Here is a 24,765-nt window from a genome sequence, read left to right as displayed (position 1 = left end):
AGGAGTCAGAGCAGGTCCTCGCGTCCGCGTCCCCGCCAGCCGTCGACCGCCTGCTTGACGGCCTGGGCGTGCCCCCGCGTCGTCACGAGGAGCGCGTCCGGGGTGTCGACGACGACGGCGTCCGGCACGCCGAGGACGCTGACGACGCGACCGGCGGCGGGGGCGACGAAGGCGTCCTCCGCGCCGGACAGCCGCTGCACCAACGCCTCGTCGCCGAGCGTCGGGCCCCCCTGCTCACCCGCCGGCAGCATCGCCGCCAGCGAGGCGAAGTCGCCGATGTCGTCCCAGCCGAAGGCGCCGGGGACGACGGCGACGCCGCCCGCCGCCGCCACGGGCTCGGCGATGGCGTGGTCGATCGCGATCTTCGTCAGGCCGGGCCACACCTCCGCCAGCACGGCCTCGCGGTCCGGGCCGGACCAGGCCGCCGCGATGCGCCGCAGCCCGTCGTGCAGGGTCGGCAGCTGGGCGGCCAGGTGGTCCAGCAGCACGGTGGCCTTCACGATGAACATGCCCGCGTTCCAGGAGTACTCCCCCGTCGCCAGGTACTGCGCCGCGGTCTCCGCGTCGGGCTTCTCCGTGAAGCCGACGACGTGACGGACGGCCGGCGCGTCGTCGAGCCCGAGCGGGGCCCCGGCGCGCACGTAGCCGAAGGCCGTCGACGGCTCGGTGGCGCCGATGCCGATGGTGACGACGTAGCCTGCCCGCGCACCGGCGACGCCGTCGCGGACGGCCTGCGCGAAGAGCTCCCCGCCGCTGATGACGTGGTCGGCGGCGAACGAGCCGAGCACGACGTCCTCGCCGTGCCGCTCGACGAGCACCGCCGCGGCGAGCCCGATGGCGGCCATGGAGTCGCGCGGCGAGGGCTCGGCCAGCACGTCCTCGGCACCTACCTCGGGGAGCTGGGCGGCCACCGCCTCCGCGTGCCGCGCACCTGTCACGACGAGCACGCCGCCCGGGCCGGTCAGCGGCGCGAGGCGGTCCACCGTGGCCTGGAGCAGGGTGCGCCCCGAGCCCGTGAGGTCGAGGAGGAACTTGGGGTGCCCGGCGCGCGAGAGCGGCCACAGGCGCGTGCCCGCACCGCCCGCCGGCACGACGGCGTGGAAGCCGGGGACGGGGCCGGCGGCGGGGACGGCGTCAGACGCGACGGGGCTCGACATGCCGCGCAATCTAGCGAAGGCCCCCCGGCGGGACGGGCAGGTCGACGCGTGGTCCGGGACACGTCGGGGGCCTCCGGCCGCCCTCGGCGGCGCCGCCCGCCCGGGCCCGGTCGTCGCCGCACCTGAGAGGACCTTGTGGGATTCTTCACAAAGGGCGAAAGGGGGACGACCGTCCCTGGTGGGGACGGCAACCGTGCCCCGCGGCGGTCCTACGATGGACTCCGACAACACGTCGACGCCGACGTCGCCCGAAGTGCCAGGAGGCCGTACCCGTGGCTACAGCGCAGTCCACCCCGAGCCGGGTGCCCGCCCCGGCGGCGTCCTCGCGACGCCAGGGTCCGGGGACCCTCTACCGCGGCGCCGGGGGCATGTGGTCCTGGGTCGCGCACCGCATCACGGGGGTGTCGATCTTCTTCTTCCTCCTCGTGCACGTCCTGGACACCTCGCTCGTCCGCGTCTCGCCGGAGGCTTACAACGCGGTCATCGGGACGTACAAGAACCCGGTGATGGGCCTGGCCGAGGCCGGCCTCGTCGTCGCCATCGTCTTCCACGCGCTCAACGGCGTGCGGATCATGCTCGTGGACTTCTGGTCCCAGGGCGTGCGCCGCCAGCGGGCGATGCTGTGGGTCGTGCTGGGGCTGCTCGTCGTCCTCATGGCCGGCTTCCTGCCGCGGCACCTCATGCACGTCTTCGGGGGGGAGTGACCGTGACCGTCATCGCCGACCCGAAGGCCCCGCGCATCCCGCGCAGCGGCCCCGGCCGTCGCAGCACCCGCGGCAACACCGAGCTGTACGCCTGGGTGTTCATGCGCGTGTCCGGCGTGCTGCTGCTCGTCCTGATCTTCGCCCACCTCATCTCCAACCTCGTCGTGGGCGAGGGCGTCAGCCAGATCGACTTCGCGTTCGTCGCGGGCAAGTGGGCGACGCCGTTCTGGCAGGTCTGGGACCTGACGATGCTGTGGCTCGCGATGATCCACGGCACGAACGGGATGCGGACGATCATCAACGACTACGCCGAGAAGGACCGCACCCGGCTGGTGCTCAAGAGCGCGCTGTACCTCGCGTTCGCGGTCGTCGTGGTGCTCGGCACGCTCGTGATCTTCACCTTCGACCCGTGCCCCGTCGGCGCCCCGGCGGACCTGCTGCCGAGCTTCTGCAGCGACATCTGACGGCGGCGGACGACCTCCGCCCCACCCTCCCGGCGCACCGTCACCCCCGGCGCGCACCCGATCGCAGAGAAGAGCCCGGCACACCGATGCAGACCCACCAGTACGACGTCCTCATCGTCGGCGCAGGCGGCGCCGGCATGCGGGCCGCCCTCGAGTCCTCCGTCCGCACGCGGACCGCGGTCATCACCAAGCTCTACCCGACGCGGTCCCACACCGGCGCGGCCCAGGGCGGCATGTGCGCCGCGCTGGCCAACGTCGAGGAGGACAACTGGGAGTGGCACACCTTCGACACGGTCAAGGGCGGCGACTACCTCGTCGACCAGGACGCCGCGGAGGTCATGGCCAAGGAGGCCATCGACGCCGTCCTCGACCTCGAGAAGATGGGCCTGCCCTTCAACCGGACGCCCGAGGGCCGGATCGACCAGCGCCGCTTCGGCGGTCACACCCGCAACCACGGCGAGGCGGCCGTGCGCCGGTCCTGCTACGCGGCGGACCGCACGGGGCACATGATCCTGCAGACGCTGTACCAGCAGTGCGTGAAGAACGACGTGGATTTCTTCAACGAGTTCTACGTCCTCGACCTGCTCGTCGACCACGACCTCGCGGGGCACGCCGTGCCCGACGGCGAGGAGGTGTCGGTCGCGGGCGTCGTCGCGTACGAGCTGGCGACGGGCGAGATCCACGTCTTCCGCGCGAAGTCGGTCGTGCTCGCCACGGGTGGCGCCGGCCGCATCTACAAGACCACCTCGAACGCGCACACCCTCACCGGTGACGGCATGGCGCTGGCGTACCGCCGCGGCATCCCGCTGGAGGACATGGAGTTCTTCCAGTTCCACCCGACGGGCCTGGCCGGCCTCGGCATCCTCCTGTCGGAGGCGGCCCGCGGCGAGGGCGCGATCCTGCGCAACTCCGAGGGCGAGCGCTTCATGGAGCGCTACGCCCCCACCATCAAGGACCTGGCGCCGCGCGACATCGTGGCCCGGTCCATGGCGAACGAGGTGCGCGAGGGCCGCGGCGCGGGGCCGAACAAGGACTACGTCCTGCTGGACCTCACGCACCTCGAGCCCGCGCACATCGACGCCAAGCTGCCGGACATCACCGAGTTCGCGCGGACGTACCTGGGCATCGAGCCCTACACGGAGCCCGTCCCCGTCTACCCCACCGCGCACTACGCGATGGGCGGCGTGCCGACGAACATCGCGGGCGAGGTCCTGCGCAACGAGACCGACGTCATCCGTGGGCTCTACGCCGCGGGCGAGGTGGCGTGCGTGAGCGTCCACGGCTCCAACCGCCTGGGCACCAACTCGCTGCTCGACATCAACGTGTTCGGCAAGCGCGCCGGCATCTCGGCGGCGGAGTACGCGGTCGGCGCCCCGTGGGTCGAGCTGCCCGAGGGCCCCGCCGGGCTCGTCCAGGCCGAGCTCGAGGACATCCGGACCCGGCCCGACGGCGAGCGCGTGGGCGACCTGCGCAAGGCGCTGCAGGACACGATGGACGCCAACGCCCAGGTGTTCCGCACGAAGGAGTCCCTCGAGCAGGCCCTGGCGGACCTGCGCGGCCTGCGCAAGCGGTTCGCCAGCGTGTCCGTGCAGGACAAGAGCCGCGCCTTCAACACCGACCTCCTCGAGGCCGTCGAGCTGGGCTTCCTGCTCGACATCTCCGAGACGGTCCTGGTGGGTGCGCTCAACCGCGACGAGTCGCGCGGGGGGCACTTCCGCGAGGACTTCCCGCACCGCGACGACGCGCAGTACATGCGCCACACGATGGTCTACCGCCGTCCCCTGACCGTCCCGGTCGAGGACGCCGGCGGGGACCGCGACGGGGTGTTCAGCGGGAGCACCGACTTCGACGACTACCGCGTGGTCCTGGGGTCCAAGCCCGTCACCATGACCCGGTACCAGCCCATGGAGCGCAAGTACTGATGACCGCCACCCTGGAGAACACGAGCGCCACGACGAGCGGCGCCAGGTCCGAGATGGGCGAGGTGCCGAGCTTCCAGGTCACGCTGCGGGTGCAGCGCTACCTGCCGCCCGACGACGCCGCGCCCGCCGAGCAGGAGGTCGGTGGCGACGCGCCCGGCGACGCCCGCTGGGACGAGTTCACGCTGACGATGTACGGCACGGACCGTGTGCTGGACGCGCTGCACAAGGTGAAGTGGGAGCACGACGGCTCGCTCACCTTCCGCCGTTCCTGCGCCCACGGCGTCTGCGGATCGGACGCCATGCGGATCAACGGCCGCAACCGGCTGGCGTGCAAGACGCTGCTGAAGGACCTCGACCTGTCCAAGCCGATCGTCGTCGAGCCCATCAAGGGCCTGCCGGTGCTCAAGGACCTCGTCGTCGACATGGAGCCGTTCTTCGCCTCCTACCGCGAGATCATGCCGTTCCTCGTCACCTCCGGGCAGGAGCCGACGAAGGAGCGCCTGCAGTCCTCCGAGCAGCGGGCGCGCTTCGACGACACGACGAAGTGCATCCTCTGCGCAGCCTGCACGACGAGCTGCCCCGTCTTCTGGACCGACGGCCAGTACTTCGGCCCGGCCGCGATCGTCAACGCGCACCGCTTCATCTTCGACAGCCGCGACGAGGGCGGGGCCCAGCGCCTGGAGATCCTCAACGACAAGGAGGGCGTCTGGCGCTGCCGGACGACCTTCAACTGCACGGACGCGTGCCCGCGCGGCATCGAGGTCACGAAGGCGATCCAGGAGGTCAAGCGCGCGATGATCACGCGCGCCTTCTGACGCCCGACCTGCCGCACCTCAGCAGCGCAGCACCAGCCCGAGGGGCCGGTGGCCGGTTCAGCCGGCCGCCGGCCCCTCGGCCGTGCGCGCGCCGGGTCCCTCGCCCTGCAGCTCCTCCAGCGACGGGTCCGCCGTCCAGGCGGCCGCCAGCAGGACGATGCGGGAGATGAGGTTGATCCAGACCAGCAGCGTCGCCAGGGTGACCGCGGTCGCGAACAGCGGGTTGCGCGAGGCGCTGCCGGCCACGGCAGACGTCCCCAGGACGCGCACGACGCCGAGCCCCAGCCCGGTGATGGCCGCTCCCTGCAGGAGGTCGCGCCGCGGCGGGTCCTGCGCGGCGAGGACGCGCACGAGGAGCACGAACGTCGCGGCGTCGGCGAGGAACGCGACGGCGACGCCCGCGACGGCCGCCGTGACGCCGGCCCCCACCCCGACGCCGAGCACCGTGGTCAGCCAGGCGACGACGGTCGTCACCGCCAGGCCCAGCAGCGCGGAGACGACGACCGCCAGACCGATGCCCACCACGCCGACCAGCTCGCGCAGCTTGCTGCCGACGAGGTTCTGGCCCGCCGTCGGGGCGGCGAACATCGCGCGGACGGCGGTGCGCAGGGCCGCCATCGCGTTCGTCGCCGTCACGAGCAGGACCACGGCGGCGACGACGCCGGCGAGGACGCCCCGGGAGCTGAGCTGCAGCTCGTCGACGTCCACGAGCCCCTGCGACCCGTCGACCGCGACGAGGCCCGGCAGCGAGGTGTCGATCGCCCGCGCGATGCGCTCGCGCAGGTCGACGTCGTTGCCGAGCACCGCGGTGAGGACCGTGAAGCCGAGCGTCAGCGCGGCGGCGACGGAGAACAGCGCGGAGTAGGCGATGCCGCCGGTGAGCACGCCACCGCCGGCCTGGCCGAAGCGCGCGTTCGCGCGGGCGGCGCGGGTGCGGTTCCAGGCGGCCAGCAGCCGTTGCACGGCCGCCCACACCGCGGCGAACCCGGTCGGGCGGCGCGAGTTGGTCGGGTCCTCCTCGCCCAGCTCGTGCCCGACGAGGAGGTGCGCGGTGCCCGCGCCGCGGGCGGGGCCCACCTCCACCTGCCCGGTGCCGCCGTACCCCGGCGGGTCGGGACGGGCGGCGGGACCGGCCGTGGCGCTCATACCCGCAGGCTAGGGGCGTGCAGCACGCCCGGCGACCGCAGCCTCGGCCTCGATGTCGGCATCGGAGCCATCGTCGGCGTCGGCGTCGAGCAGGATCCGGCCGTCCCGTCCTGCGTCTCGGCGGAGCGTCAGGAGGGGCGGTGCCGCAGGCGGCGCAGCGCCGCCCGCACGACCGGGTGCTCCCCGGTCGGGGGGTCGGGCAGCGGGACCGGACGGTCGGGACCGGCCAGCGGGTGCACGCGCAGGGTCCGCCACCGGCCGTCGGGGTCGAGCGCGGCGCACTCCACCGTCGTGACGAGGAACTGCGCGTCGAGGTCCGCCCAGTCGCGCTCGGCGGCGTCCAGCGCCGCGTCGTCGACGTGGTGCGCGACGGTCACGTGCGGCCGGTAGGCGAACCGCTGCTCCGCCCACAGGGGCCCGCGGCGCACCGCGGCCTCGAGCCGGGCGCAGGCGTCGCCACCCTCGGCCACGTCGACGTAGGCCACCGGCGACACGGGCCGGAACGTGCCCGTGCCGCGCAGGTGCAGCACGAACGCCCGGTGGGCCGCCACGACGCGGTCGAGGTGCTCGAGCACCGCGGCCTGCTGCGCGGGGGCGACCGGGGTCGGCGGCAGGATCGTCACGTGCGGGGGCACGTGCCGCGCGACGGGGTCGCCGTAGCCGGCCCGTGCCTCCTGGAGCTGGCCCGCCCAGGGCTCCGGTACGCGCACGGAGACCCCGACGAGCACCGGGGGGACGTCCGTCATCGCGCCGCCCGCACCCGCCGCAGCAGCCCGAACCGGTCGTACAGGCGCGCCAGCGTGTCCTGCGCGAGGGCCTCCGCGCGCTCCGCGCCGTCGCTGAGGACCGCGTCGAGCGTGGCGGGGTCGTCGAGGTACCCGTGCACGCGCTCCTGGAACGGCGTGAGGAAGGCGACGACGACCTCCGCGAGGTCCTTCTTGAGGTCGCCGTACCCGCGGCCGTCGTACTCGGCCTCCAGCGACGGGAGCGAGCGGTCGGTCAGCGCGGAGTAGATGGTGAGGAGGTTCGAGACCCCGGGCTTGGCGACGGGGTCGTAGCGGATCTCCCGCTCCGTGTCGGTGACGGCCGAGCGGATGCGCCTGGCGACGACCTTCGGGTCGTCGAGGAGCTCGATCAGCCCGTTGGGGCTGGCCGCCGACTTGCTCATCTTCGCCGTCGGCTCCTGCAGGTCGAAGATCTTCGCGGTCGCCTTGACGATGTGCGCGTCGGGCACGACGACCGTCCCCGCGCCGAAGCGGCTGTTGAGGCGCTGGGCGAGGTCGCGGGTCAGCTCCAGGTGCTGGCGCTGGTCCTCCCCCACCGGGACGAGGTCCGTGTCGTACAGCAGGATGTCCGCGGCCATGAGCACCGGGTAGGTGAAGAGACCGACCGTCGTGCCCTCGGCGCCCAGCTTGAGCGACTTGTCCTTGAACTGCGTCATCCGGCCGGCCTCGCCGAAGCCGGTGATGCAGTTGAGCAGCCAGGCGAGCTCCGCGTGAGCGCTCACGTGGGACTGCACGAAGAGGATGGACCGCTGCGGGTCGACTCCCGCGGCGAGGTACTGGGCCGCGGTCCGGCGGGTGCGGTCCCGCAGCACGGCCGGGTCGGGCGCGACCGTCAGCGCGTGCAGGTCGACGACGCAGTAGATGGCGTCGTGGTCGTCCTGGAGGGCCACCCACTGCGTGAGGGCGCCGAGGTGGTTGCCCAGGTGCAGGGAGTCGGACGTCGGCTGCATGCCCGAGAAGATCCGGGCGGCGGAGGTGGACGGGCCCATCACCCCATCATGGCAGGTGGTGCGCGGTGGTCGCGCCGCCGGTGCACACGTCCGACCGCCCACGACCCGCCGGGTCAGGTCGCCTCCGTGTCGAAGGGCGCCGGCGGGGCGGCGGACGCCGCCGTGCCGGCGGACGCACCAGCGGCCGTGCCGGCGGCTGCACTCCCCGCCGCGGCGGCGCCGACCGCGGCACCCACCGCGGTCGCGCCCGTGCGCAGGGCCGCTCCGGTCCGTGGCGTCGCCGTGCGGGCGCCGTTGCGCGGGTTCGCCGGGGCGCGGCCGCGGGGGCCGTCGTCGTCGAGGAGCGCCTCGCGGACGATGCGGCGCGGGTCGTACTGGCGGGGGTCGAGCGCCGCCCAGTCGACGTCCTTCGCCTCCTCGCCGAGCTCCGCGTCGACGCGCGCCTTGGCCTCGGTGAGGAAGCCGCGGGCACCGCGCACCCAGCGACCGAGCTGCTCCGCGAACGCCGGCAGCCGCTCGGGCCCGATCACCACGACGGCGACCAGCAGCAGGACCAGCCACTCGCCACCGTTGATGTCGAAGGGCACGTCGCCAGGCTACCCGCGCGAGGCCGCGAGCAGGACCCCCGGGGGACCGCACGCCGGCGTGACGTCCGCCCCGCCCGGCGCCGGTCCCCGCCGTCCCCGCTGGCCCCGCGACCGGGCGCGCACGAGGATCGGCAGGTGATGAGCGGCGGACGGGTCGCGGGCGGCCTCCGGCACGGGCGCCTGACGCTGGGCGCCCGCGGGCCGGTGCCGGCCGACGTGGCGTGGGGGCGCTACGACGACCCCGGGCTGTGGGCGGGGTGGGCGCCGCACATCCGCCGGGTCGAGGCCCCCCCTCGGCTCGCGGCCGGCGCCGGCGGACGCGTGCACGGTCCGCTGGGCGTGCGCGTGCGGTTCGTCGTCACCGCCGTGGACCGGCCCCGCCGCCGCTGGGCCTGGCGGGTGCACGCCGGCCCGCTCGTGCTGCGCCTCGAGCACGGCGTGGACGCCGGCATGGACGTCGGGGTCCACGCCGGCGTCCACGGGGCCGGGGCGGGCACCGGGGCCACGACCGGGGCCGGGTCCCGCACGTGGCTCGTCCTGCACGGGCCGCTGCCGGTGCTGCTCGCCTACGCGCCGCTGGCGTGGTGGTCGCTGCGGCGCCTGGTGACGCTGCCGCGTCTCCGTCTCCCGGCCGGCGGCGCCCGCTGACGCGATCCGTCAGCCCGCGGACTCCTGCAGGACGACCCGCACGTCGCGCTCGTCCTCACCCGTGCGCACGCGCAGGGTCACGGCCTCCCCCGGCGTGCGCGACCGCAGGTCGACGACGAGCTCGTCGGGCTCCGTGACCGGCCGCCCGTCGACGGCGAGGATGACGTCGCCCGCGCGGATGCCGGCCGTGTCCGCCGCACCGCCCGGCGTCACCGGCGCCGTGCCCTCGTCGGGCTCGTCGGCGATGCGGACCCCCTCGCCCGTCCACGTGCGGTCGAGCAGCGCGCCGATGACCGGGTAGGTGGCGCGGCCGGTCTCGATGAGCTGCTCCGCCGTGCGCCGCGCCTGGTTGGACGGGATGGCGAAGCCGAGCCCGATGCTGCCCGCACCGCCCGTGGCGGAGCCGGCGGTCTGCGCGATGGCCGAGTTGATGCCGATGACGGCTCCGGCCGCGTCCACCAGGGGTCCGCCGGAGTTGCCGGGGTTGATCGCCGCGTCCGTCTGGATGGCGTTGATGAAGGCGGTGCCCCTCTGCTCCCCGGCGGTGACGGGCCGGTCGAGGGCGCTGACGATGCCGGTCGTGACCGTGCCCTCGAGCCCGAGCGGCGCCCCGACGGCGACGACCGGGTCCCCGACCTGCACCACGTCGGAGTCGCCCAGCACGAGGGGCGTCAGGCCTTCGCGCTCCACGCGCACGACGGCGAGGTCGTAGTCGGCCGTGGCCCCGACGAGCGTGCCCGCGACCTCGCTGCCGTCGGCGAGCAGCACGGTGATCGCACCGGCCTCGTCGAGCGCCCCCGCGACGACGTGGTTGTTCGTGAGCACGTAGCCGTCGGCGCGGAGCACGAAGCCCGATCCCGTGGCCGCGCCGGACGCCGTGCGGACCTCGAGCGAGACGACGCTGGGCAGCACGTCCGCGGCGATCGCGGCGACGCTCCCCGCCACGGGGGCCGGCGTCGTGGTGCCGCCGGCGGCCGCCGCACCGGCGACGGGCAGCGCCGCGTCGGCCGGGCGATCCTCCGGGAGCCACCGGGTCACGGCCGCACCCCCGCCGGCACCGGCGACGAGGGCCAGGGCGACGAGGGCCGCCGTCCGCCCTGCGCCGCCACGACGGCGGTCCCCGCCGGGACGACCGCCGCGGCGACGGCCGCGCTCGCGCACCAGCCGGACCGTCACCGGGCCCGCGCCGAGCGGTGGAGCACCGCCCTCCGCCCACGGGTGACCCGCGAGGCCCGCCACCGACGCCCGACCGGACGGCGGGTCGTCGGGCGTCCGCGCCGGCGGCTGCAGGGCAGCGCGCCCCGGACCCGTCAGGCCGTCGGCGGTCGTACCGGTCGGGATCGGAGCCGGGGTCGGGGTGGACGCGGACGGCGTGGTCGGACCCGTGGGCGTCGGGCCGGTCGCGCGCCGCAGCACGTGCGGTGCCGCGAAGAGCGGGGTCGGCGGCGTGGGCTGCCCGGCGAGGGGGTCGCGCCTGTCGTCGCGCGCCTCGTCGGGCCCGACGTCGGGCACGGGGTCCGTCACGGTGCGTCCAGCACGGCGGTCACCGTGCTCCACCCACGCGTCAGCCGCGCGGCGACGCCGTCGTCGAAGGCGCGCGCCGGCACCGCCGCGACGAGCTCGGCCGCCACGTCCGCCGAGGGGGCCACGAGCTGCACGACGCAGTCCCCCGACTGCCACACCGCGTGCAGCGGCTCGTCGGTCAGCACGTGCACCGGACGCCCGCCCAGGTCCTCCTGCGCGACGCCGGTCAGCGCGGCCAGGTCGAGCACGCCCTGCTGCTCGACGAGCACGGCCGTCGCCCCGCCGGGGCCGACGAGGTCGACGACGAGCACCTCGTCGGACGCACCCGACCAGCGCCAGCCGGCGACGGCCCAGCCCTCGGGCAGCTCGGCCGGCACGGACCAGTCGTGCGCGCGGAGCCAGGCGGTCGACGTCGCGAGGTCCGTCGTCGCACCGCTCGTCGCACCGCTGGTCCCGCCGGCCGGTAGGCCCAGACCGGCACGCACGACGGTGCCGGCGGGCACCGCCCCCGCCACTGTGCCAGCGGCGACGCCGGGCGCGCCGGAGGTCGAGCCGGCCGCCGGGACGTGCGCGAGCAGGTCGAGCGCCTCCCCCGGGTGGTCCCACGGCACGACGGGCGGCCGCGCCCCGAGCGCGAACAGCCCGGCCGCCAGCACGCCGGCCCCGGCCAGCGACCCGACCACGGCACGGCCGGGCCGGCCGCGGCGTCCGACCTCCCCCCGCAGGGCGTGGCCGGGCAGCCGACGACCGCCGACCACCCGGTCCGCGATCGGGTCGCGCGGTGCGGGGCCCTCGGCCGACCTCCGACCGAGCGCCGTCGACCGGTCCGCGGGCGGGGCGCACGCGAGACCGAGCAGGCGAGCGGTGAGGTCGGGGGCCGGCTCGACGTCCCGGGCCTGCGCCAGGGCCTCGCGGGCGGCCCTGGCCGCGCGCAGCTCGGCGGCGCAGACCGGGCAGTCGGCGACGTGCGCGAGGGCGCGCTCGAGCGCCGCCGGCGGCAGGCGGCCGTCGACGAGCGCGCTCAAGCGGGACCCCAGGTGGCTCACGGCAGCGCCCGCACCTCGTCGGACCTCGTGCCGGCCGACCCGGTCCCGTCCTCGGTCCCGTCCTCGGCCACGGGCAGGGCCGTGGGCAGGACCGTCACCGGCGCCCGGTCAGCCAGGCTGATGCGCAGGCGCGCGCGGGCGCGGTGGATCCGGGACCGCACCGTGCCGATCTTCACGCCCAGCGTGACGGCGATCTCCTCGTACGACAGCCCCTCGATGTCGCAGAGGACCACGGCGGCGCGGTACTCCGGCGGCAGCGCGTCGAGCGCGCGCTGGACGTCGTGGTCGAGGTTGCCGTGCTCCCACGCGTGCTCGGGACCGGTGAGCCGGTCGGCGCTCGCCCAGCGCTCCGCGTCGTCGCCCAGGCCGTCCATCCGGATGCGGCGGCGGCGGCGTGCGCCGTCGAGGAAGAGGTTGGTGGTGATGCGGTGCAGCCAGCCCTCGAAGGTGCCGGGGCTGTAGCTCGACAGCGAGCGGAACACGCGGACGAACGTCTCCTGCGTGAGGTCCTCGGCGTCGTGCCGGTTGCCGGTGAGCCGGTAGGCCAGGCGGTAGACCCGGGCGGAGTGCTCCCGGACGATGTCCTCCCAGCTCGGGGCCTGCCAGTCGGCGGCCGCCGGGGTGGACGGCGTGGGCATCGGGGCTGCTCCCTCTCCGGCGCCCGCGGCGCCGGTCCTCGCGCGCGCGGCACGGTGCCGCACGCATCCCGGCGCGGGGGCCGGGTCGTCAGTCTCCCAGGTCGCCGCCGCGGGCTCGACCCGGACGTGCCGGGTACGCTCAGGGCGCACCGCACCCACCACCGCCGGGAGGCCGCCATCTCCGCCGACAAGGCCCTCAGCTGGGCGTACTGCGAGGACGCGGTCGTCGAGGACGACGTGCTGCGACGGGCGCGCGAGCGCGCCGCCCAGCTCGGCTGCCAGGCGGTGCTGCCCGGCGCGGGAGCCGTCCTGCGGCTGCTCGCCGCGGCGTCCCGGGCGCGCGCCGTCGTCGAGGTCGGCACGGGCACAGGGGTCGCCTCGCTCTACCTGCTGCGCGGGATGCCCGAGGACGGGGTGCTGACCAGCATCGACGTCGAGGTGGAGCACCAGCGGGCCGCCCGCGCCGCGTTCGGCGAGGCCGGGATCCGGCCGGCGCGCACGCGCATGATCAGCGGCCGCGCCCAGGACGTCCTGCCGCGCCTGACGGACGCGGCCTACGACCTCGTGCTCGTCGACGCCGACCCCGAGGGCACCCCCGACCACGTGGAGCAGGCCGTGCGGCTGCTCAGGCCGGGTGGCGTGCTGGCCGTCGACGACGCGCTGTGGGGGGACCGTGTCGCCGACCCGGCGCGCCGGGACCCCGCCACGACGACGATGCGCGAGGTGGTGCGCTCGGTCCTGGCCGACGAGCGGCTCGTCCCCGCGCTGGTCACCAGCGGCGACGGCCTGCTGCTGGCCGCGCGCCGCTGACGGCAGGTCGCAGTTCGCACGGACCAGGACGCCTCAGCGCAGGTCGGTGAGGAACCGCAGCAGGAGCCGCGCGCCCCAGCCCGTCGCGCCGGCGGTCGTCTCGTGGCTGTCCGCGGTCGCGCGCGCCGGGCCGGCGATGTCCAGGTGCGCCCAGGCGCGCCCGCCGGTGAACGTGCGCAGGATGAGCGCGGCGACCACGGCCCCTGCGCCGAACGACCGGTCCTGCGCGGTCTGCCGCACGTCGGCGACGTCCGAGCGGATCTGCTCGGCGTAGTCCTCCACCAGCGGCATCCGCCACACGGGCTCCCCGACCGCGGACCCCGCGGCCACGAGCGCGTCCGCCAGGGCCTCGTCGGTGGCGTAGAGCGCCCCGTGCGTCCGGGCGAACGTGAGGGTGGACGCGCCGGTGAGGGTGGCGACGTCGACGACGAGGTCCGGCTCGAGCCGGGCGTCCGCGTAGGCGAGGGCGTCGGCCAGCACGACCCGCCCCTCCGCGTCCGTGTTGTCCACCTGGATCGTCCGTCCGCCGTACACGGTGACGACGTCCCCGGGTCGGTAGGACGCCCCGCCGAGGTGGTTCTCCGCCAGGGGCAGGAGCGCCGTGACGCGGTGGGGCACGCCGGCCTCCGCCGCGCCGAGCACCGCGGCCAGCGCCACCGCCGCCCCGGTCATGTCCGTCTTCATCGGCACCATGGACTCGCGCGGCTTGAGCGAGATGCCGCCCGTGTCGAACGTGATGCCCTTCCCGACGAGCACGACGTGCCGCCCGACGGTGCCGTGCCCGTGGCCACCCGACGACGAGCCCCCCGACGAGGCGCCGTGGGGGCCGCCCGGTGCCGGCGGCGTCCACGCGACGCGCACGAGCCGCGGCGTCGACGCCGACCCGCGCCCGACGGCGAGGATGCCGCCGAATCCCTGCGCGGCGAGCTCCCGCGGCGTCAGCACCTCGACCTCGAGGCCGGCGGCGGTGGCCCGGCGGCGGGCGACGTCGGCCACCCAGGCCGGGGTCTTGACGTCCGACGGCTCGTTGGCGAGGTCCCGCGCGAGCCACGTGGCCGTGGCGGCGGTCCGCGCCGCGGCGACCGCGGGGTCCAGGCGTGCGGCGTCCCGACCCAGCAGCACCAGCGCCGCGGCGGGGCGTGCGGCCACCCGGGCGGCGGAGGAGCGCGTCGGGACGGTGTACGCGGCGAGCAGGTACCCCTCGACGAGGGCCCGCGCCCGCTCGGCGGCGTCGCCGGGCGTGCGCTCGTCGCCCGCACCCACGGTGCTCACCACGGTGCCGAGCCCGCGGGCGGCGCGTGCCAGGGCGGCGCCGGCCCTGCGCAGGGCGCCCGCCGACCCGTCCCCGACCCCGAGCAGGACGAGGCGCAGCGGCAGCCCGTCCCACGGCAGGGCCGCGCGGGACCCCACCGGCCGCGGCAGCTGCAGGACGTAGGACTCCCCCGCCGCCCCCGTCAGACGTGCGCGCTCGGCGACGTCGGCGAGGTCGATGCCGTAGCGGGCGGCCGCCTCGGCGGTGCCGGGGCCGGGCGTCAGCTCCTCGTCGCCGGCGGCCGCGGGCCCGACGGGCACGGCGAGCGCGTCGACCCCCGCGGCGGTGAGGAGGTCGGTGGTGGGGACGGCGCCGTCGGCGGTGCGGACGGACGGCAGCGCCCGGGCAGCCGTGGGGCTGCCCGGGCGGGTGCGCGGTGGGACCAAGACGTCGTCCGGGTCAGCCGACGACGGCGGTGAGGGCCTGCCCGAGCTCGGCGGCCTCCGTCGCGTTCAGCTCGACGACCAGGCGCCCGCCCCCCTCGAGCGGGACACGCATGACGATGCCGCGACCCTCCTTGGTGACCTCGAGCGGCCCGTCGCCGGTCCTCGGCTTCATCGCGGCCATGGGGGAGTCTCCTTCGCGTGGTGCGCTGGGCGGTGGGACGCGCCCCGGCGCCCGGCGCGGGCGTCAGGGCTGCCGGCGTGCCGGATGTCCGGGTAGATCCTAGGTCACCGGACCCTGCGACGGCCGCGACCTGGCCCGGGACGCCCCGGAGGAGTGAGGCGGCGCGGCGCCGCGGGCCCCCGACCGACCGGGGCGGCCGTCACGGCGGCCAGTCGGCGGGCGGCGTGAACACCCAGATCGTCAGCACCCACACGGCCTGCAGCACCAGCGACAGCACCACGACCGCGGCCAGCCAGGCGCGCCGCGCGACGGCGGGGCGCGTCACGAGACCGGCGACGACGGCGGCGTAGGGGAAGGCCAGCAGCAGGAACCGCGCGGTCGACGACCCCGGTTCGACCACCGCCGCCAGGTACAGCACGTAGGCGGCCGGCCACGCGCGCAGCTCCGGCGCCAGCCGCCGCGCCGCCGGCAGCAGGAGCAGGCCGCCGAGCAGCGCGAACGCCCCCACCAGCCCCGGCACCGCCCAGCCGCCCAGCCAGAACCGCGTCGCGTACCCCAGCGCCCCGAACGGCGTCACCTCCCGGACCCCGCGCCAGGCGCCCTGCGTCTGCAGGTAGGCGTCCTCGACCCCGGTCACCCAGCCCGTCACCGCCGGCCACGCGAACCCCGAGGCGACGGCGAGCACGCCGAGCCCGACGAGGCCCGCCGCGCCGGACGGGCGCAGCGGCTCCTCCCCCCGCCGCGCCCGCACGAGCCGCACGAGCGCGTGCACGCCGACGACCGCGGCCACCGGCAGCGCGACGGACCGCGTGAACCCGAGGAGGACGACCGCGACCGCCACGAGCGCGTAGCGCCGTCCCACGAGCCCGAGCAGCACCAGCGCGACCAGCAGGAGGGCGAGCGACTCCGTGTAGGCGACCTGCGTGACCACGGCCGTGGGGAACACCGCGAGGAGCGCGACGGTCGCCAGCGGCAGGCCCGGCCGAGCGGTGCAGGCGGCCGGCGCCCCCCGCTCGACGACGCGGTGCACGACGAGCGCCGCGGCCGCGCCGAGGACGGTCGCCAGCGCGGGCGCGGTGACCTCCCAGGACGCACCCGTCACCGCCACGACCAGGCGCACGAGCCCGGGGAACAGGGGGTAGAAGGCCCACGCGTTCTGCACGACGAGCCCGTCGGCGCCCCGCGGCAGGGTGGAGGGGTAACCGTCCTCGGCGATGCGCCGGTACCAGTCCCCGTCGAACATGAGCGAGACGAAGGTGCCGTAGGAGGGCTGCGCGGGCACGGCGCCGAGCGCCTCCTGCCGGGTGGCGGCCACCAGCAGCAGGGCGGCCGACACGAGCCGTGCCGCCGACCACACGGCCAGCACCCGGACCCACCACGGCCAGGCGGCGGGCCTCACGCGAGTCCCCGGACCGTCCGCTCCGGCGCCCGGTCCCCGCGCAGCACCGCCACCATGTCCAGCGCGCGACGGGCGGCCCGCACGTCGTGCGTGCGGAACACGCGCGCCCCCCACCACGCCGCCAGGACGGTGGCGGCCAGCGTCCCCTCGAGCCGCTCCTCGGGCGGCAGCCCCAGGGACTCCCCGACGAAGTCCTTGCGCGACAGCGCCATGAGGACGGGGTGCCCGAGCCCGACGAGCGCCTGCGTCCGCCGGACCAGGTGCAGGGAGTGCCAGGTCGTCTTGCCGAAGTCGTGCGTCGGGTCCACCAGCACCGACCGCGGGTGGACGCCCAGGTCGACGGCCCGCCGCGCGCCCGCGGCCAGCGTCCGCAGGACGTCCTGCAGCACGCCGTCCAGCGGGTCGGCGGCCGCCTCGTCGCCGGGCGCGCCCTCCGCGAGCGGGTACGTGACGCGCAGCGGGTCGGTGCGCGGGCGGGCGCCGCCGGTGTGGCTGACGACGAGGCCGAGGTCGCGCTCCGCGGCGACCTCGGCGACGCCGGGATCCCAGCCGGCCCAGGTGTCGTTGAGCAGGTCGGCGCCGGCGTCGGCGGCGGCTCGCGCCACGGGGGCCCGCCACGTGTCGACGCTGAGCAGCAGGTCCGGGTGGCGCCGTCGCACCCGCGCCAGCACGGGCACGACGCGCTCCACCTCCTCCGCGACGTCGACCCGCGGCCCCCGCCCGGCGCGCACGCCGCCGATGTCGACGAGGTCCGCGCCCTCGGCCACGGCCCGGTCGACGGCCGCGTCGACGGTCCCGTCGGTGTGCCGCGCGGCCGCGTAGAAGGAGTCCGGCGTGCGGTTGACCACCGCCATGACGAGGGGGTGGTCGACCCCGACGGTCCGCCCGCCCAGGCGCACGGGCGGCCCGGCGGGCGGGACGTCCGGGACCCCCGGCGCCGGGTGCGCTCCGGGCAGGGCACCGCTCATGCGACGCCTCGGTCGCCCGCCCCGACGGCCGTCCTCACGACGCCGGGCCGGCGGACGCGCCGCCCGCCTCCTGCGTCTCGCGCTCCGACCGCTCGACCGCGTCCTGCGTCGCCGCCTGGGCCGCAGCCTCCTCCGCGCGCAGCTCGGCCCCACGCCGCACGACGATGTCGACGGCCTCGTCGGGGTCGTCGGTGAGGCGCAGCAGGTCGAGGTCGGCCGGCGCGATCATCCCGCGCGGCACGAGGGTCTCCCGCGCCCAGTCCAGCAGCCCCCGCCAGTACCCCGAGTTGAGCAGCACCACGGGGAAGCTCGTGACCTTGTGCGTCTGCACGAGCGTGAGCGCCTCGAACAGCTCGTCGAGCGTGCCGAAGCCGCCCGGCAGCACGACGAACCCCTCCGAGTACTTGACGAACATCGTCTTGCGCGCGAAGAAGTAGCGGAAGCTGACGCCGAGGTCGACCCACTCGTTGAGGCCCTGCTCGAAGGGCAGCTCGATGCCCAGCCCGACCGACTTGCCCCCCGCGTCGCAGGCGCCCTGGTTCGCGGCCGCCATGACGCCCGGCCCGCCGCCGGTGATCACGGCGTAGCCCGCCTCGGCCAGCCCGCGCCCGACGGCGCGACCCATCGCGTAGTCGGGGTGGTCGGGCGACGTGCGCGCCGACCCGAAGACCGACACGGCCGGGCCGAGCTCGGCCAGCGCGCCGAACCCCTCGACGAACTCGCTCTGGATGCGCATGACCCGCCAGGGGTCGTCGTGCAGCCAGGTGGCGCTGCGGCTGGGGCTCAGCAGGCGCTGGTCGGACGTCGTCGCCGGGATCTCGTTGCGCCGCAGGAGCACCGGTCCCTTGCGGTACCCGCGGCCGGGGCTGGGCGTGCCGTCGTCGCTCATGCCCGCCAGCGTAGGGTCGCCCGCCCGACCCGACGACGCGGGCACGCGGCCCCGCCGGGCGGGCTCCTCAGGCCGTCAACCAGCGGCGCAGCGCCTCGTGCACGCTGCGGAGCTGCGCCGTGGGCACCCGCTCGTCGTCGTGGTGGGCCAGCGACGGGTCGCCCGGGCCGAAGTTCACCGCCGGCACGCCGAGCTCGGAGAACCGGGCGACGTCGGTCCACCCGTACTTCGGGGCGGGGGCGCCGCCGGTGACGGCCAGCACCGCGTCGACGAAGCCGGCGGCCGCGGGGTGGTCCAGGCCGGGGCGCGCGCCGGCGGCCGCGTCGGTGACGACGACGTCGAACCCGGCGAGGACCTCGCGCACGTGCGCCTCCGCCTCCGCGACGGACCGCGACGGCGCGAAGCGGTAGTTCACCGTCACGACGCACAGGTCGGGGATGACGTTCGTCGCCACGCCGCCGCTGACGAGGACGGCGTTGAGGCCCTCGCGGTACACCAGCCCGTCGACCTCGACCTGCGCCGGGCTGTACGCCTCGAGCCGCCGCAGCACCTCCCCCGCGGCGTGCACGGCGTTGCGCCCCATCCAGGCGCGCGCCGAGTGCGCCGCGGTGCCGCGCACGCGCACCCCCACCCGCAGCGTGCCGTTGCAGCCGCCCTCGATGCCCGCGGCCGTCGGCTCGCCGAGCACCGCGAAGTCCGCCGCGAGCCAGTCCGGGTGGTGCCGCGCCACGCGCCCCAGCCCGTTGAGCGCCGAGTCGACCTCCTCGTGGTCGTAGAAGACCCACGTGACGTCCCGCACGGGCGCGTCGAGCTCGACCGCGAGCGCCAGCGCGACCGCGACGCCGCCCTTCATGTCGACCGTCCCGCGCCCCCGCAGCACCTCGACGCCGTCCTCGACGACGAGGCGCGTCGGCAGGTTGCCGTTGACCGGCACCGTATCGATGTGACCGGCGACGACGACGCGCTCGCCCCGGCCGAGGTGCGTGCGGGCGACGACCGCGTCCCCGTCGCGCAGCACCTCCAGGTGCGGGGCCCGCCGCAGGGCCGCCTCGACGGCGTCGGCGAGCGCCGTCTCCTCGCCGCTGACCGACCGCAGGTCGCACAGCGCCGCCGTCAGCGCGACGAGGTCCGGCGTGCCGTCCGGCCCCGGCCCGACGGGCAGGTCCACGACGGGGCGCGGGGCGTCGGACGGCGGGGGTGTCTCGGAGGACGTCATGGCGGCGACCCTAACCGGGCCGCTGCGTACCCTTCCCCCATGAGCGAGGCCAGGAGCGTGCCGATGAGCGAGGCCGTCAGCGGCACCACCCCCGACGACCCGACCGGACCGACCCTCGCCTGGGCGGCCGGGCTCGCCACCCACGCGGCCGACGGCACGGTGCTGGACGTCTGGTACCCGGAGCCGGTGCTCGGGGCGCCGGGCGAGGCGGCCCCGGACCCCGTCCCCGTGCCGGAGGGCCTGACGGCCGCGGAGCGCGACGACGACCTGCGCGGCGTGCGGGCGGCCGTCGTGACGACGGTGCTGGACCTCGCCGCGCCCCCGGCGACGACCGCGGACGCCTACCTGCGCCTGCACCTGCTGTCGCACCGGCTGGTCGCGCCCCACGGGCTCGCGCTCGACGGGATCTTCGGGGTGCTGCCGACGGTGGTGTGGACCGACCGCGGGCCGTGCGCCGTCGACGGGTTCGAGGACGTGCGGCTGCGCGTGCGCGCCGCGACGGGGGTGGCGCCGACGGTGCACGGCGTCGACAAGTTCCCGCGGATGACGGACTACGTCGTCCCCGCCGGCGTGCGCGTGGCCGACGCGTCACGCGTGCGGCTGGGGGCGCACCTCGCGCCGGGCACGACCGTCATGCACGAGGGCTTCGTCAACTACAACGCCGGCACGACGGGCACCTCCATGGTCGAGGGGCGCATCTCCGCGGGCGTCGTCGTCGGCGACGGGTCGGACGTCGGGGGCGGCGCCTCGATCATGGGCACGCTGTCCGGGGGCGGGAAGCACGTCGTGTCGATCGGCCGCCGGACGCTGCTGGGGGCCAACGCCGGGCTCGGCATCCCGCTGGGCGACGACTGCGTGGTCGAGGCGGGGCTGTACCTGACGGCCGGCGCCAAGGTGACGCTGCTCCCCCGGCCGGGCGACGAGGCCGCCCCCCGCGTGGTGCGGGCGCGCGAGCTGGCCGGTGCCGACGGGCTGCTGTTCCGGCGCAACTCCCTCACCGGCGGGGTCGAGGCGGTGCCGCGCGAGGGCGTGGGCGTCGAGCTCAACGCGGCCCTGCACGCGAACTGAGCGTGCCGGGCCGTCCGGCCGGGCCGGCGCGGCCGCCGCGCCCGAGGACCGGGTCGGGCGCCGGGTCCGGCGGCGGTCGTGGTGCCGGCCGGGGCCCCGGGCCCGCGGCCCGCCTGCTGCGCGCGCTCGTCGTGCTCGTCGCCCTCGGGGCGCTGGGCACCGGCGCGGTGGCCGCCGTGCTGGCGTTCCTCGACCGCGGAGCGCCGGGCCTCGCCGCGGAGCGGTGCTCGACGACGCTCGACGGCACGGACTGGCACCTGACCCCCGAGCAGGCCGACAACGCCGCCCTCGTCGCAGGTGCGGCGGTCGCGCGCGGCCTGCCCGCGCGGGCGGCGACGATCGCGCTGGCCACGACGCTGCAGGAGTCGGGTCTCGTCAACGTCACGTACGGCGACCGGGACTCCTTGGGGCTGTTCCAGCAGCGGCCGTCGCAGGGGTGGGGCACCGCCGAGCAGGTGCAGGACCGCGTGCACGCGACGGGCCGGTTCTACGACGCCCTCGTCGAGGTCGAGGGCTGGGCCGACCTGCCGGTCACCGTGGCGGCGCAGGCGGTGCAGCGTTCGGCGTTCCCGGACGCGTACGCCCAGCACGAGGTGCGGTCCCGGGCCTGGGCCTCGGCCCTGACGGGCTGGTCCCCCGCCGTCCTCACCTGCGACCTGCACGCGGTGGACGGTGCCGCGGGCACCCCGGCGCCCACGGCCGCCGACCGCGCGGCGGCGCTCGGGGCGCGCGCCGCCCAGGACCTCGGCGCCGCCGTCTCGACCGGCGCGGCGGCGGACGGCAGCCCCCGGGTCGTGCTCGACCTGGCGGCCCGCACGCCGGACGACCCGTCGCGCGGCGGCTGGGCGGCGGCGCAGTGGGCGGTCGCGACGGCGTGGGCGACGGGCGCGACGAGCGTCGAGACCGCGACCGCCCGCTGGGAGCGCGGGACGCCGGGCTGGGCGACGACGACGCCGACCGACGCGGCGGCCCCGGCACCCGGGACGGCCGTCGTCGGGTTCGCCGCCACGCCCTGACCCTCAGGCCTGCGACGGCGGCCGGGGCGCCCGTGCGCCCGGCCGCGTCACCGTCCGGTCAGCGCCGGTCGCCCGGCACGTAGTCGCGCTCGGTCGCGCCCGTGTACACCTGGCGCGGCCGGCCGATCTTCGTCTGCGGGTCGGTCATCATCTCGCGCCACTGCGCGATCCAGCCGGGCATGCGCCCCAGCGCGAACAGCGGCGTGAACATCGACTCGTCGAAGCCCATCGCCTTGTAGATGAGGCCCGTGTAGAAGTCGACGTTCGGGTAGAGCTTGCGCGAGACGAAGTACTCGTCGTGCAGCGCGATCTCCTCCAGGCCGCGCGCGATGTCGAGCAGCTCGTTGCCGGCACCGAGAGCGGAGAGCACGTCGTCGGCGGACTGCTTGACGATGGCGGCGCGCGGGTCGTAGTTCTTGTAGACCCGGTGGCCGAAGCCCATGAGCCGGACGCCCGGCTCCTTGTTCTTCACGCGCGTCATGAACGCCGTCGCGTCGCCGCCGTTGGCCTGGATCTCGGCCAGCATCTTCAGCACGGCCTCGTTGGCGCCGCCGTGCAGGGGACCGGACAGCGCGTTGATGCCCGCCGCCACCGAGGCGTAGAGGTTGGCGTGGGAGGAGCCCACGATCCGCACGGTCGAGGTCGAGCAGTTCTGCTCGTGGTCCGCGTGCAGGATGAGCAGCTTGTCCAGCGCCGCGACGACGCGCGGGTCCGGGTCGTACTGCTGGTAGGGCGCCGCGAAGGTCATGCGCAGGAAGTCCTCGACGTAGCCGCGGCTGTAGTCGGGGTAGAGCAGCGGCTCCCCCTTGGAGGACCGGTGCACGTAGGACGTGATGGTGCGCGTCTTGGCGAGGATGAGGACCGTCGCGAGCTCGACCGCCTCGGGGTCGTCGAAGGACAGCGACTCCGGGTAGAACGTCGCCAGCGCGTTGATCGCCGAGGCCATGACGGCCATGGGGTGCGCGTTGCGCGGGAACGTGCCCATGAACGTGCGGAAGTCCTCGTGCACGAGGGTGTGCCGGTTGACGCGGTCCTCGAACGCGGTCAGGTCCGCGGGCGAGGGCAGTTCGCCGTGGATGAGCAGGTAGGCGACCTCGAGGAACGAGGACTGCTCCGCGAGCTGCTCGATGGGGTAGCCCCGGTAGCGCAGGACGCCGGCCTCGCCGTCGATGTAGGTGATCTGCGACTCGCAGGACGCGGTGTTCATGAACCCCGGGTCCACGGTCACCATGCCCGTGTCCTTCAGCAGGCTGGCGACGACGAGGCCGTCGTTGCCCTCCGACGCGCGCACGACGGGCAGGTCGTGCGGCGTGCCGTCCACCACGAGCTGGACGGGCGAGGTGGTGACCTCGGTCATCGGTGTTCCTCTCTCGGCCCCCTGAGCGGTGCCCCGTGCCCGACGGCCTCCTCGCGCGGTCGTGGCGCGGCACCGGTCCACGAGGTCTCGTGGTCCTGTGGTCGTGCGCGGGTCGACGGTACCCGCCGCGGGCGGCCGTCGGCGAACCCCGCCCGACCCCCTGCCGCGCCTGTGAGGTCCCTCACGACCTGCGGCGTCACCCCGCACGCAGGCGCGCGGCGGCCCGGTCGACGGCGTCGTCGGTCGCGGTGAGCGCCATGCGGACGTAGCCCGCCCCGGCGGGGCCGTAGAACTCCCCCGGGGCGACGAGCACGCCCCGGTCGGCGAGGGCCGCGACGGTGTCCCAGGACCCCGGGACGACGCCGTCGGGGCCCGCCTGCGGCCGCACCCACAGGTACAGCCCGGCGTGCGACCGCGTGACGACGTAGCCCGCGTCCTCGACGGCCGCCCGCAGGACCGCGCGCCGGCGGCGGTAGCGCTCGCGCTGCTCGGCCACGTGCGCGTCGTCCCCGAGCGCGACCGTCGTCGCCGCCTGCACCGGCCCCGGCACGAGGAAGCCCGCGTGCTTGCGCACCTCGAGCAGCGGCCCGACGAGCCCCGGGTCCCCCGCGAGGAACGCCGCGCGGTAGCCGGCGAGGTTGGACTGCTTGGACAGGGAGTAGGCGACGAGCAGCCCCGACACGTCGCCGCCCGTCACGCGCGGGTCGAGCAGCGACGGGACGCCCTCGCCGGCCCACGGCTCGTCCCACGGCAGCTCGGCGTAGCACTCGTCGGAGGCGACCACCACGGGCCGCCCGGTGCGGGCGGTGGCCGCGCGGGCCGCCGCCACGACCGCCGCCAGCGCCTCGACGCCCAGCACCGCGCCGTCGGGGTTGCCGGGCGTGTTGAGCCAGACCAGTCGCACGTCGTCGGGCCCGTCCGTCAGGCGCTCGACGACCGCGTCCACCGGCTCGGGCGTCGCCCCGGCGAGGCGAGCCCCGACGTCGTAGGTCGGGTACGCGGTGACCGGGTGCAGCACCACGTCCCCGCCGCCGAGCCCGAGGAGGGCGGGCAGCAGGGCGACGAGCTCCTTGGAGCCCACCGTCGGCAGCACGCCGGCGGGGTCGAGCCCCGGGACGCCGCGCCGCCGGGCGAACCAGTCGACGACGGCCTGCCGCAGCGCGGGCGTGCCGGCCGTCGTCGGGTAGCCCGGGGAGTCGGCCGCGGCCACGAGCGCCTCGCGCACGAGCGCGGGCGTCGGGTCGACGGGCGTGCCGACGGACAGGTCGACGAGGCCGTCGGCGTGCGCGGCCGCCCGCTCCTTGTACGGCGTCAGCCGGTCCCACGGGAAGTCGGGCAGGGTCCCGGTGACCAGGCCCACGAGGCGGTCCGGCTCAGTCGCCGTGGACCTGCAGCGGCAGGGTGGCGATGATCGGGTGGTCCTTCTCGATGCGGCCCATCTTGGCCGCGCCGCCCGGGGAGCCCAGGTCGGAGAAGAACTCGACGTTGGCGGTGTAGAACTGGCTCCACTGCTCGGGGACGTCGTCCTCGTAGTAGATGGCCTCGACGGGGCAGACCGGCTCGCACGCGCCGCAGTCCACGCACTCGTCCGGGTGGATGTACAGGGAGCGGCTGCCCTCGTAGATGCAGTCGACGGGGCACTCGTCGATGCACGCCTTGTCCTTGACGTCGACGCAGGGCTCGGCGATCACGTACGTCACGGGTCGTCCCTCCACGGGGTCGGTGCAGCAGGTCGACCAGGGCCGGCGCAGCGCGCCGGGCCGGCAGGACGCCCGCC

25 protein-coding genes are annotated in these 24,765 nt (G+C 76.2%); 8 read left to right on the top strand and 17 right to left on the bottom strand.

Going from position 1 to position 24,765, the window contains the following annotated elements; all coding sequences use genetic code 11:
- Positions 1 to 5 precede the first annotated feature (5 nt).
- Entirely contained in the window at positions 6 to 1,157 is a 1,152-nt protein-coding gene (locus BM048_RS12675; RefSeq protein WP_090033571.1) for a mannose-1-phosphate guanylyltransferase, read from the bottom strand.
- Between the two features lie 302 nt (positions 1,158 to 1,459).
- Here BM048_RS12675 and sdhC point away from each other — a divergent pair, with 302 nt between their 5' ends.
- The 4 genes from sdhC (at position 1,460) to BM048_RS12655 (ending at position 5,062) form a co-directional block, all read left to right on the top strand.
- Positions 1,460 to 1,861: a succinate dehydrogenase, cytochrome b556 subunit gene (gene sdhC, locus BM048_RS12670; RefSeq protein WP_275407334.1), complete on the top strand. Its 402-nt coding sequence runs from the start codon at positions 1,460 to 1,462 to the stop codon at positions 1,859 to 1,861.
- Between the two features lie 2 nt (positions 1,862 to 1,863).
- Positions 1,864 to 2,325 carry a succinate dehydrogenase, hydrophobic membrane anchor protein gene (gene sdhD / locus BM048_RS12665; protein WP_090033665.1) on the top strand — a complete coding sequence of 154 codons (462 nt, stop codon included), beginning with the start codon at positions 1,864 to 1,866 and terminating at the stop codon, positions 2,323 to 2,325.
- Between the two features lie 86 nt (positions 2,326 to 2,411).
- Positions 2,412 to 4,247, top strand: a complete 1,836-nt coding sequence (gene sdhA, locus BM048_RS12660) for a succinate dehydrogenase flavoprotein subunit (RefSeq protein WP_090033567.1) — start codon at positions 2,412 to 2,414, stop codon at positions 4,245 to 4,247.
- Positions 4,247 to 5,062 (top strand): succinate dehydrogenase iron-sulfur subunit, encoded by an 816-nt coding sequence (locus BM048_RS12655; RefSeq protein WP_090033565.1) that lies wholly within the window; start codon positions 4,247 to 4,249, stop codon positions 5,060 to 5,062. Before sdhA ends, BM048_RS12655 begins: the two co-directional genes overlap by 1 nt.
- Before the next feature lie 57 nt (positions 5,063 to 5,119).
- Here BM048_RS12655 and BM048_RS12650 read toward each other — a convergent pair whose 3' ends face one another.
- The 4 genes from BM048_RS12650 to BM048_RS12635 form a co-directional block, all read right to left on the bottom strand.
- Complete coding sequence (locus tag BM048_RS12650) at positions 5,120 to 6,208, bottom strand: YihY/virulence factor BrkB family protein (RefSeq protein ID WP_090033563.1); 1,089 nt, start codon at positions 6,206 to 6,208, stop codon at positions 5,120 to 5,122.
- 128 nt (positions 6,209 to 6,336) lie between these two features.
- A complete protein-coding gene (locus BM048_RS12645) occupies positions 6,337 to 6,954 on the bottom strand; it encodes a 2'-5' RNA ligase family protein (protein WP_090033562.1) in 618 nt (205 codons plus the stop codon).
- A complete protein-coding gene (gene trpS / locus BM048_RS12640) occupies positions 6,951 to 7,982 on the bottom strand; it encodes a tryptophan--tRNA ligase (RefSeq protein ID WP_090033561.1) in 1,032 nt (343 codons plus the stop codon). The genes BM048_RS12645 and trpS overlap by 4 nt, the downstream gene beginning before the upstream one ends.
- Positions 7,983 to 8,056: 74 nt before the next feature.
- A complete protein-coding gene (locus BM048_RS12635) occupies positions 8,057 to 8,530 on the bottom strand; it encodes a twin-arginine translocase TatA/TatE family subunit (protein ID WP_090033559.1) in 474 nt (157 codons plus the stop codon).
- Between the two features lie 138 nt (positions 8,531 to 8,668).
- Between BM048_RS12635 and BM048_RS12630 the strand changes: the two genes are divergently transcribed.
- Positions 8,669 to 9,178, top strand: a complete 510-nt coding sequence (locus BM048_RS12630) for an SRPBCC family protein (RefSeq protein WP_217644268.1) — start codon at positions 8,669 to 8,671, stop codon at positions 9,176 to 9,178.
- A gap of 9 nt (positions 9,179 to 9,187) precedes the next feature.
- On the opposite strand, the gene BM048_RS12625 is transcribed toward BM048_RS12630, so the two are convergent.
- Genes BM048_RS12625 through sigE form a run of 3 tightly spaced genes read right to left on the bottom strand, consistent with a single transcriptional unit; the run spans position 9,188 to position 12,386 of the window.
- On the bottom strand, positions 9,188 to 10,702 hold the full coding sequence (locus tag BM048_RS12625) for a S1C family serine protease (RefSeq protein ID WP_239078750.1): 1,515 nt from the start codon (positions 10,700 to 10,702) through the stop codon (positions 9,188 to 9,190).
- Positions 10,699 to 11,748, bottom strand: coding sequence for a zf-HC2 domain-containing protein (locus BM048_RS12620; RefSeq protein ID WP_090033558.1), 1,050 nt, complete (start codon positions 11,746 to 11,748; stop codon positions 10,699 to 10,701). The genes BM048_RS12625 and BM048_RS12620 overlap by 4 nt, the downstream gene beginning before the upstream one ends.
- Positions 11,745 to 12,386, bottom strand: a complete 642-nt coding sequence (sigE, locus tag BM048_RS12615) for an RNA polymerase sigma factor SigE (RefSeq protein WP_090033557.1) — start codon at positions 12,384 to 12,386, stop codon at positions 11,745 to 11,747. The genes BM048_RS12620 and sigE overlap by 4 nt, the downstream gene beginning before the upstream one ends.
- Positions 12,387 to 12,563: 177 nt before the next feature.
- On the opposite strand from sigE, the gene BM048_RS12610 reads away from it, so the two are divergent.
- Positions 12,564 to 13,196, top strand: a complete 633-nt coding sequence (locus tag BM048_RS12610) for an O-methyltransferase (protein WP_090033660.1) — start codon at positions 12,564 to 12,566, stop codon at positions 13,194 to 13,196.
- 33 nt (positions 13,197 to 13,229) lie between these two features.
- Here the strand turns inward: BM048_RS12610 and BM048_RS12605 are convergent, their stop codons facing one another.
- The 6 genes from BM048_RS12605 to dapE all read right to left on the bottom strand — a co-directional run bounded on the left by BM048_RS12605 (position 13,230) and on the right by dapE (position 19,547).
- Positions 13,230 to 14,894 (bottom strand): leucyl aminopeptidase family protein, encoded by a 1,665-nt coding sequence (locus BM048_RS12605; RefSeq protein ID WP_090033556.1) that lies wholly within the window; start codon positions 14,892 to 14,894, stop codon positions 13,230 to 13,232.
- Positions 14,895 to 14,907: 13 nt separating this feature from the next.
- Entirely contained in the window at positions 14,908 to 15,075 is a 168-nt protein-coding gene (locus BM048_RS12600; protein ID WP_090033554.1) for a DUF3117 domain-containing protein, read from the bottom strand.
- Between the two features lie 199 nt (positions 15,076 to 15,274).
- Positions 15,275 to 16,474: a hypothetical protein gene (locus BM048_RS12595; RefSeq protein WP_090033553.1), complete on the bottom strand. Its 1,200-nt coding sequence runs from the start codon at positions 16,472 to 16,474 to the stop codon at positions 15,275 to 15,277.
- Positions 16,471 to 17,442 (bottom strand): dihydropteroate synthase, encoded by a 972-nt coding sequence (gene folP, locus BM048_RS12590; RefSeq protein ID WP_203708787.1) that lies wholly within the window; start codon positions 17,440 to 17,442, stop codon positions 16,471 to 16,473. The genes BM048_RS12595 and folP overlap by 4 nt, the downstream gene beginning before the upstream one ends.
- 34 nt (positions 17,443 to 17,476) lie before the next feature.
- Positions 17,477 to 18,331 carry an LOG family protein gene (locus tag BM048_RS12585; RefSeq protein WP_090033657.1) on the bottom strand — a complete coding sequence of 285 codons (855 nt, stop codon included), beginning with the start codon at positions 18,329 to 18,331 and terminating at the stop codon, positions 17,477 to 17,479.
- A gap of 67 nt (positions 18,332 to 18,398) precedes the next feature.
- Positions 18,399 to 19,547 (bottom strand): succinyl-diaminopimelate desuccinylase, encoded by a 1,149-nt coding sequence (dapE, locus tag BM048_RS12580; protein ID WP_090033551.1) that lies wholly within the window; start codon positions 19,545 to 19,547, stop codon positions 18,399 to 18,401.
- A gap of 63 nt (positions 19,548 to 19,610) precedes the next feature.
- On the opposite strand from dapE, the gene dapD reads away from it, so the two are divergent.
- Together dapD and BM048_RS12570 are read left to right on the top strand one after the other, a co-directional pair.
- A complete protein-coding gene (gene dapD / locus BM048_RS12575) occupies positions 19,611 to 20,615 on the top strand; it encodes a 2,3,4,5-tetrahydropyridine-2,6-dicarboxylate N-succinyltransferase (protein ID WP_090033550.1) in 1,005 nt (334 codons plus the stop codon).
- A 116-nt stretch (positions 20,616 to 20,731) separates the two neighbouring features.
- Positions 20,732 to 21,631, top strand: coding sequence for a hypothetical protein (locus BM048_RS12570; protein ID WP_425319176.1), 900 nt, complete (start codon positions 20,732 to 20,734; stop codon positions 21,629 to 21,631).
- A 58-nt stretch (positions 21,632 to 21,689) separates the two neighbouring features.
- On the opposite strand, the gene BM048_RS12565 is transcribed toward BM048_RS12570, so the two are convergent.
- The 3 genes from BM048_RS12565 to fdxA all read right to left on the bottom strand — a co-directional run bounded on the left by BM048_RS12565 (position 21,690) and on the right by fdxA (position 24,688).
- The gene (locus tag BM048_RS12565; protein ID WP_090033547.1) at positions 21,690 to 22,988 is read right to left on the bottom strand and encodes a citrate synthase; all 1,299 of its coding nucleotides are present in this window, start codon (positions 22,986 to 22,988) and stop codon (positions 21,690 to 21,692) included.
- Between the two features lie 196 nt (positions 22,989 to 23,184).
- Positions 23,185 to 24,348: a succinyldiaminopimelate transaminase gene (dapC, locus tag BM048_RS12560; protein WP_090033546.1), complete on the bottom strand. Its 1,164-nt coding sequence runs from the start codon at positions 24,346 to 24,348 to the stop codon at positions 23,185 to 23,187.
- A gap of 13 nt (positions 24,349 to 24,361) precedes the next feature.
- Positions 24,362 to 24,688 carry a ferredoxin gene (fdxA, locus tag BM048_RS12555; RefSeq protein WP_090033544.1) on the bottom strand — a complete coding sequence of 109 codons (327 nt, stop codon included), beginning with the start codon at positions 24,686 to 24,688 and terminating at the stop codon, positions 24,362 to 24,364.
- Between the last annotated feature and the right edge of the window lie 77 nt (positions 24,689 to 24,765).

The sequence above is a fragment of the Cellulomonas marina genome (assembly GCF_900111925.1).
Classification (GTDB): Bacteria; Actinomycetota; Actinomycetes; order Actinomycetales; family Cellulomonadaceae; genus Cellulomonas; species Cellulomonas marina.
The sequence above is the reverse complement of the archived record's forward strand: the minus strand, read 5'-3'. Positions and strand labels throughout refer to the sequence as shown.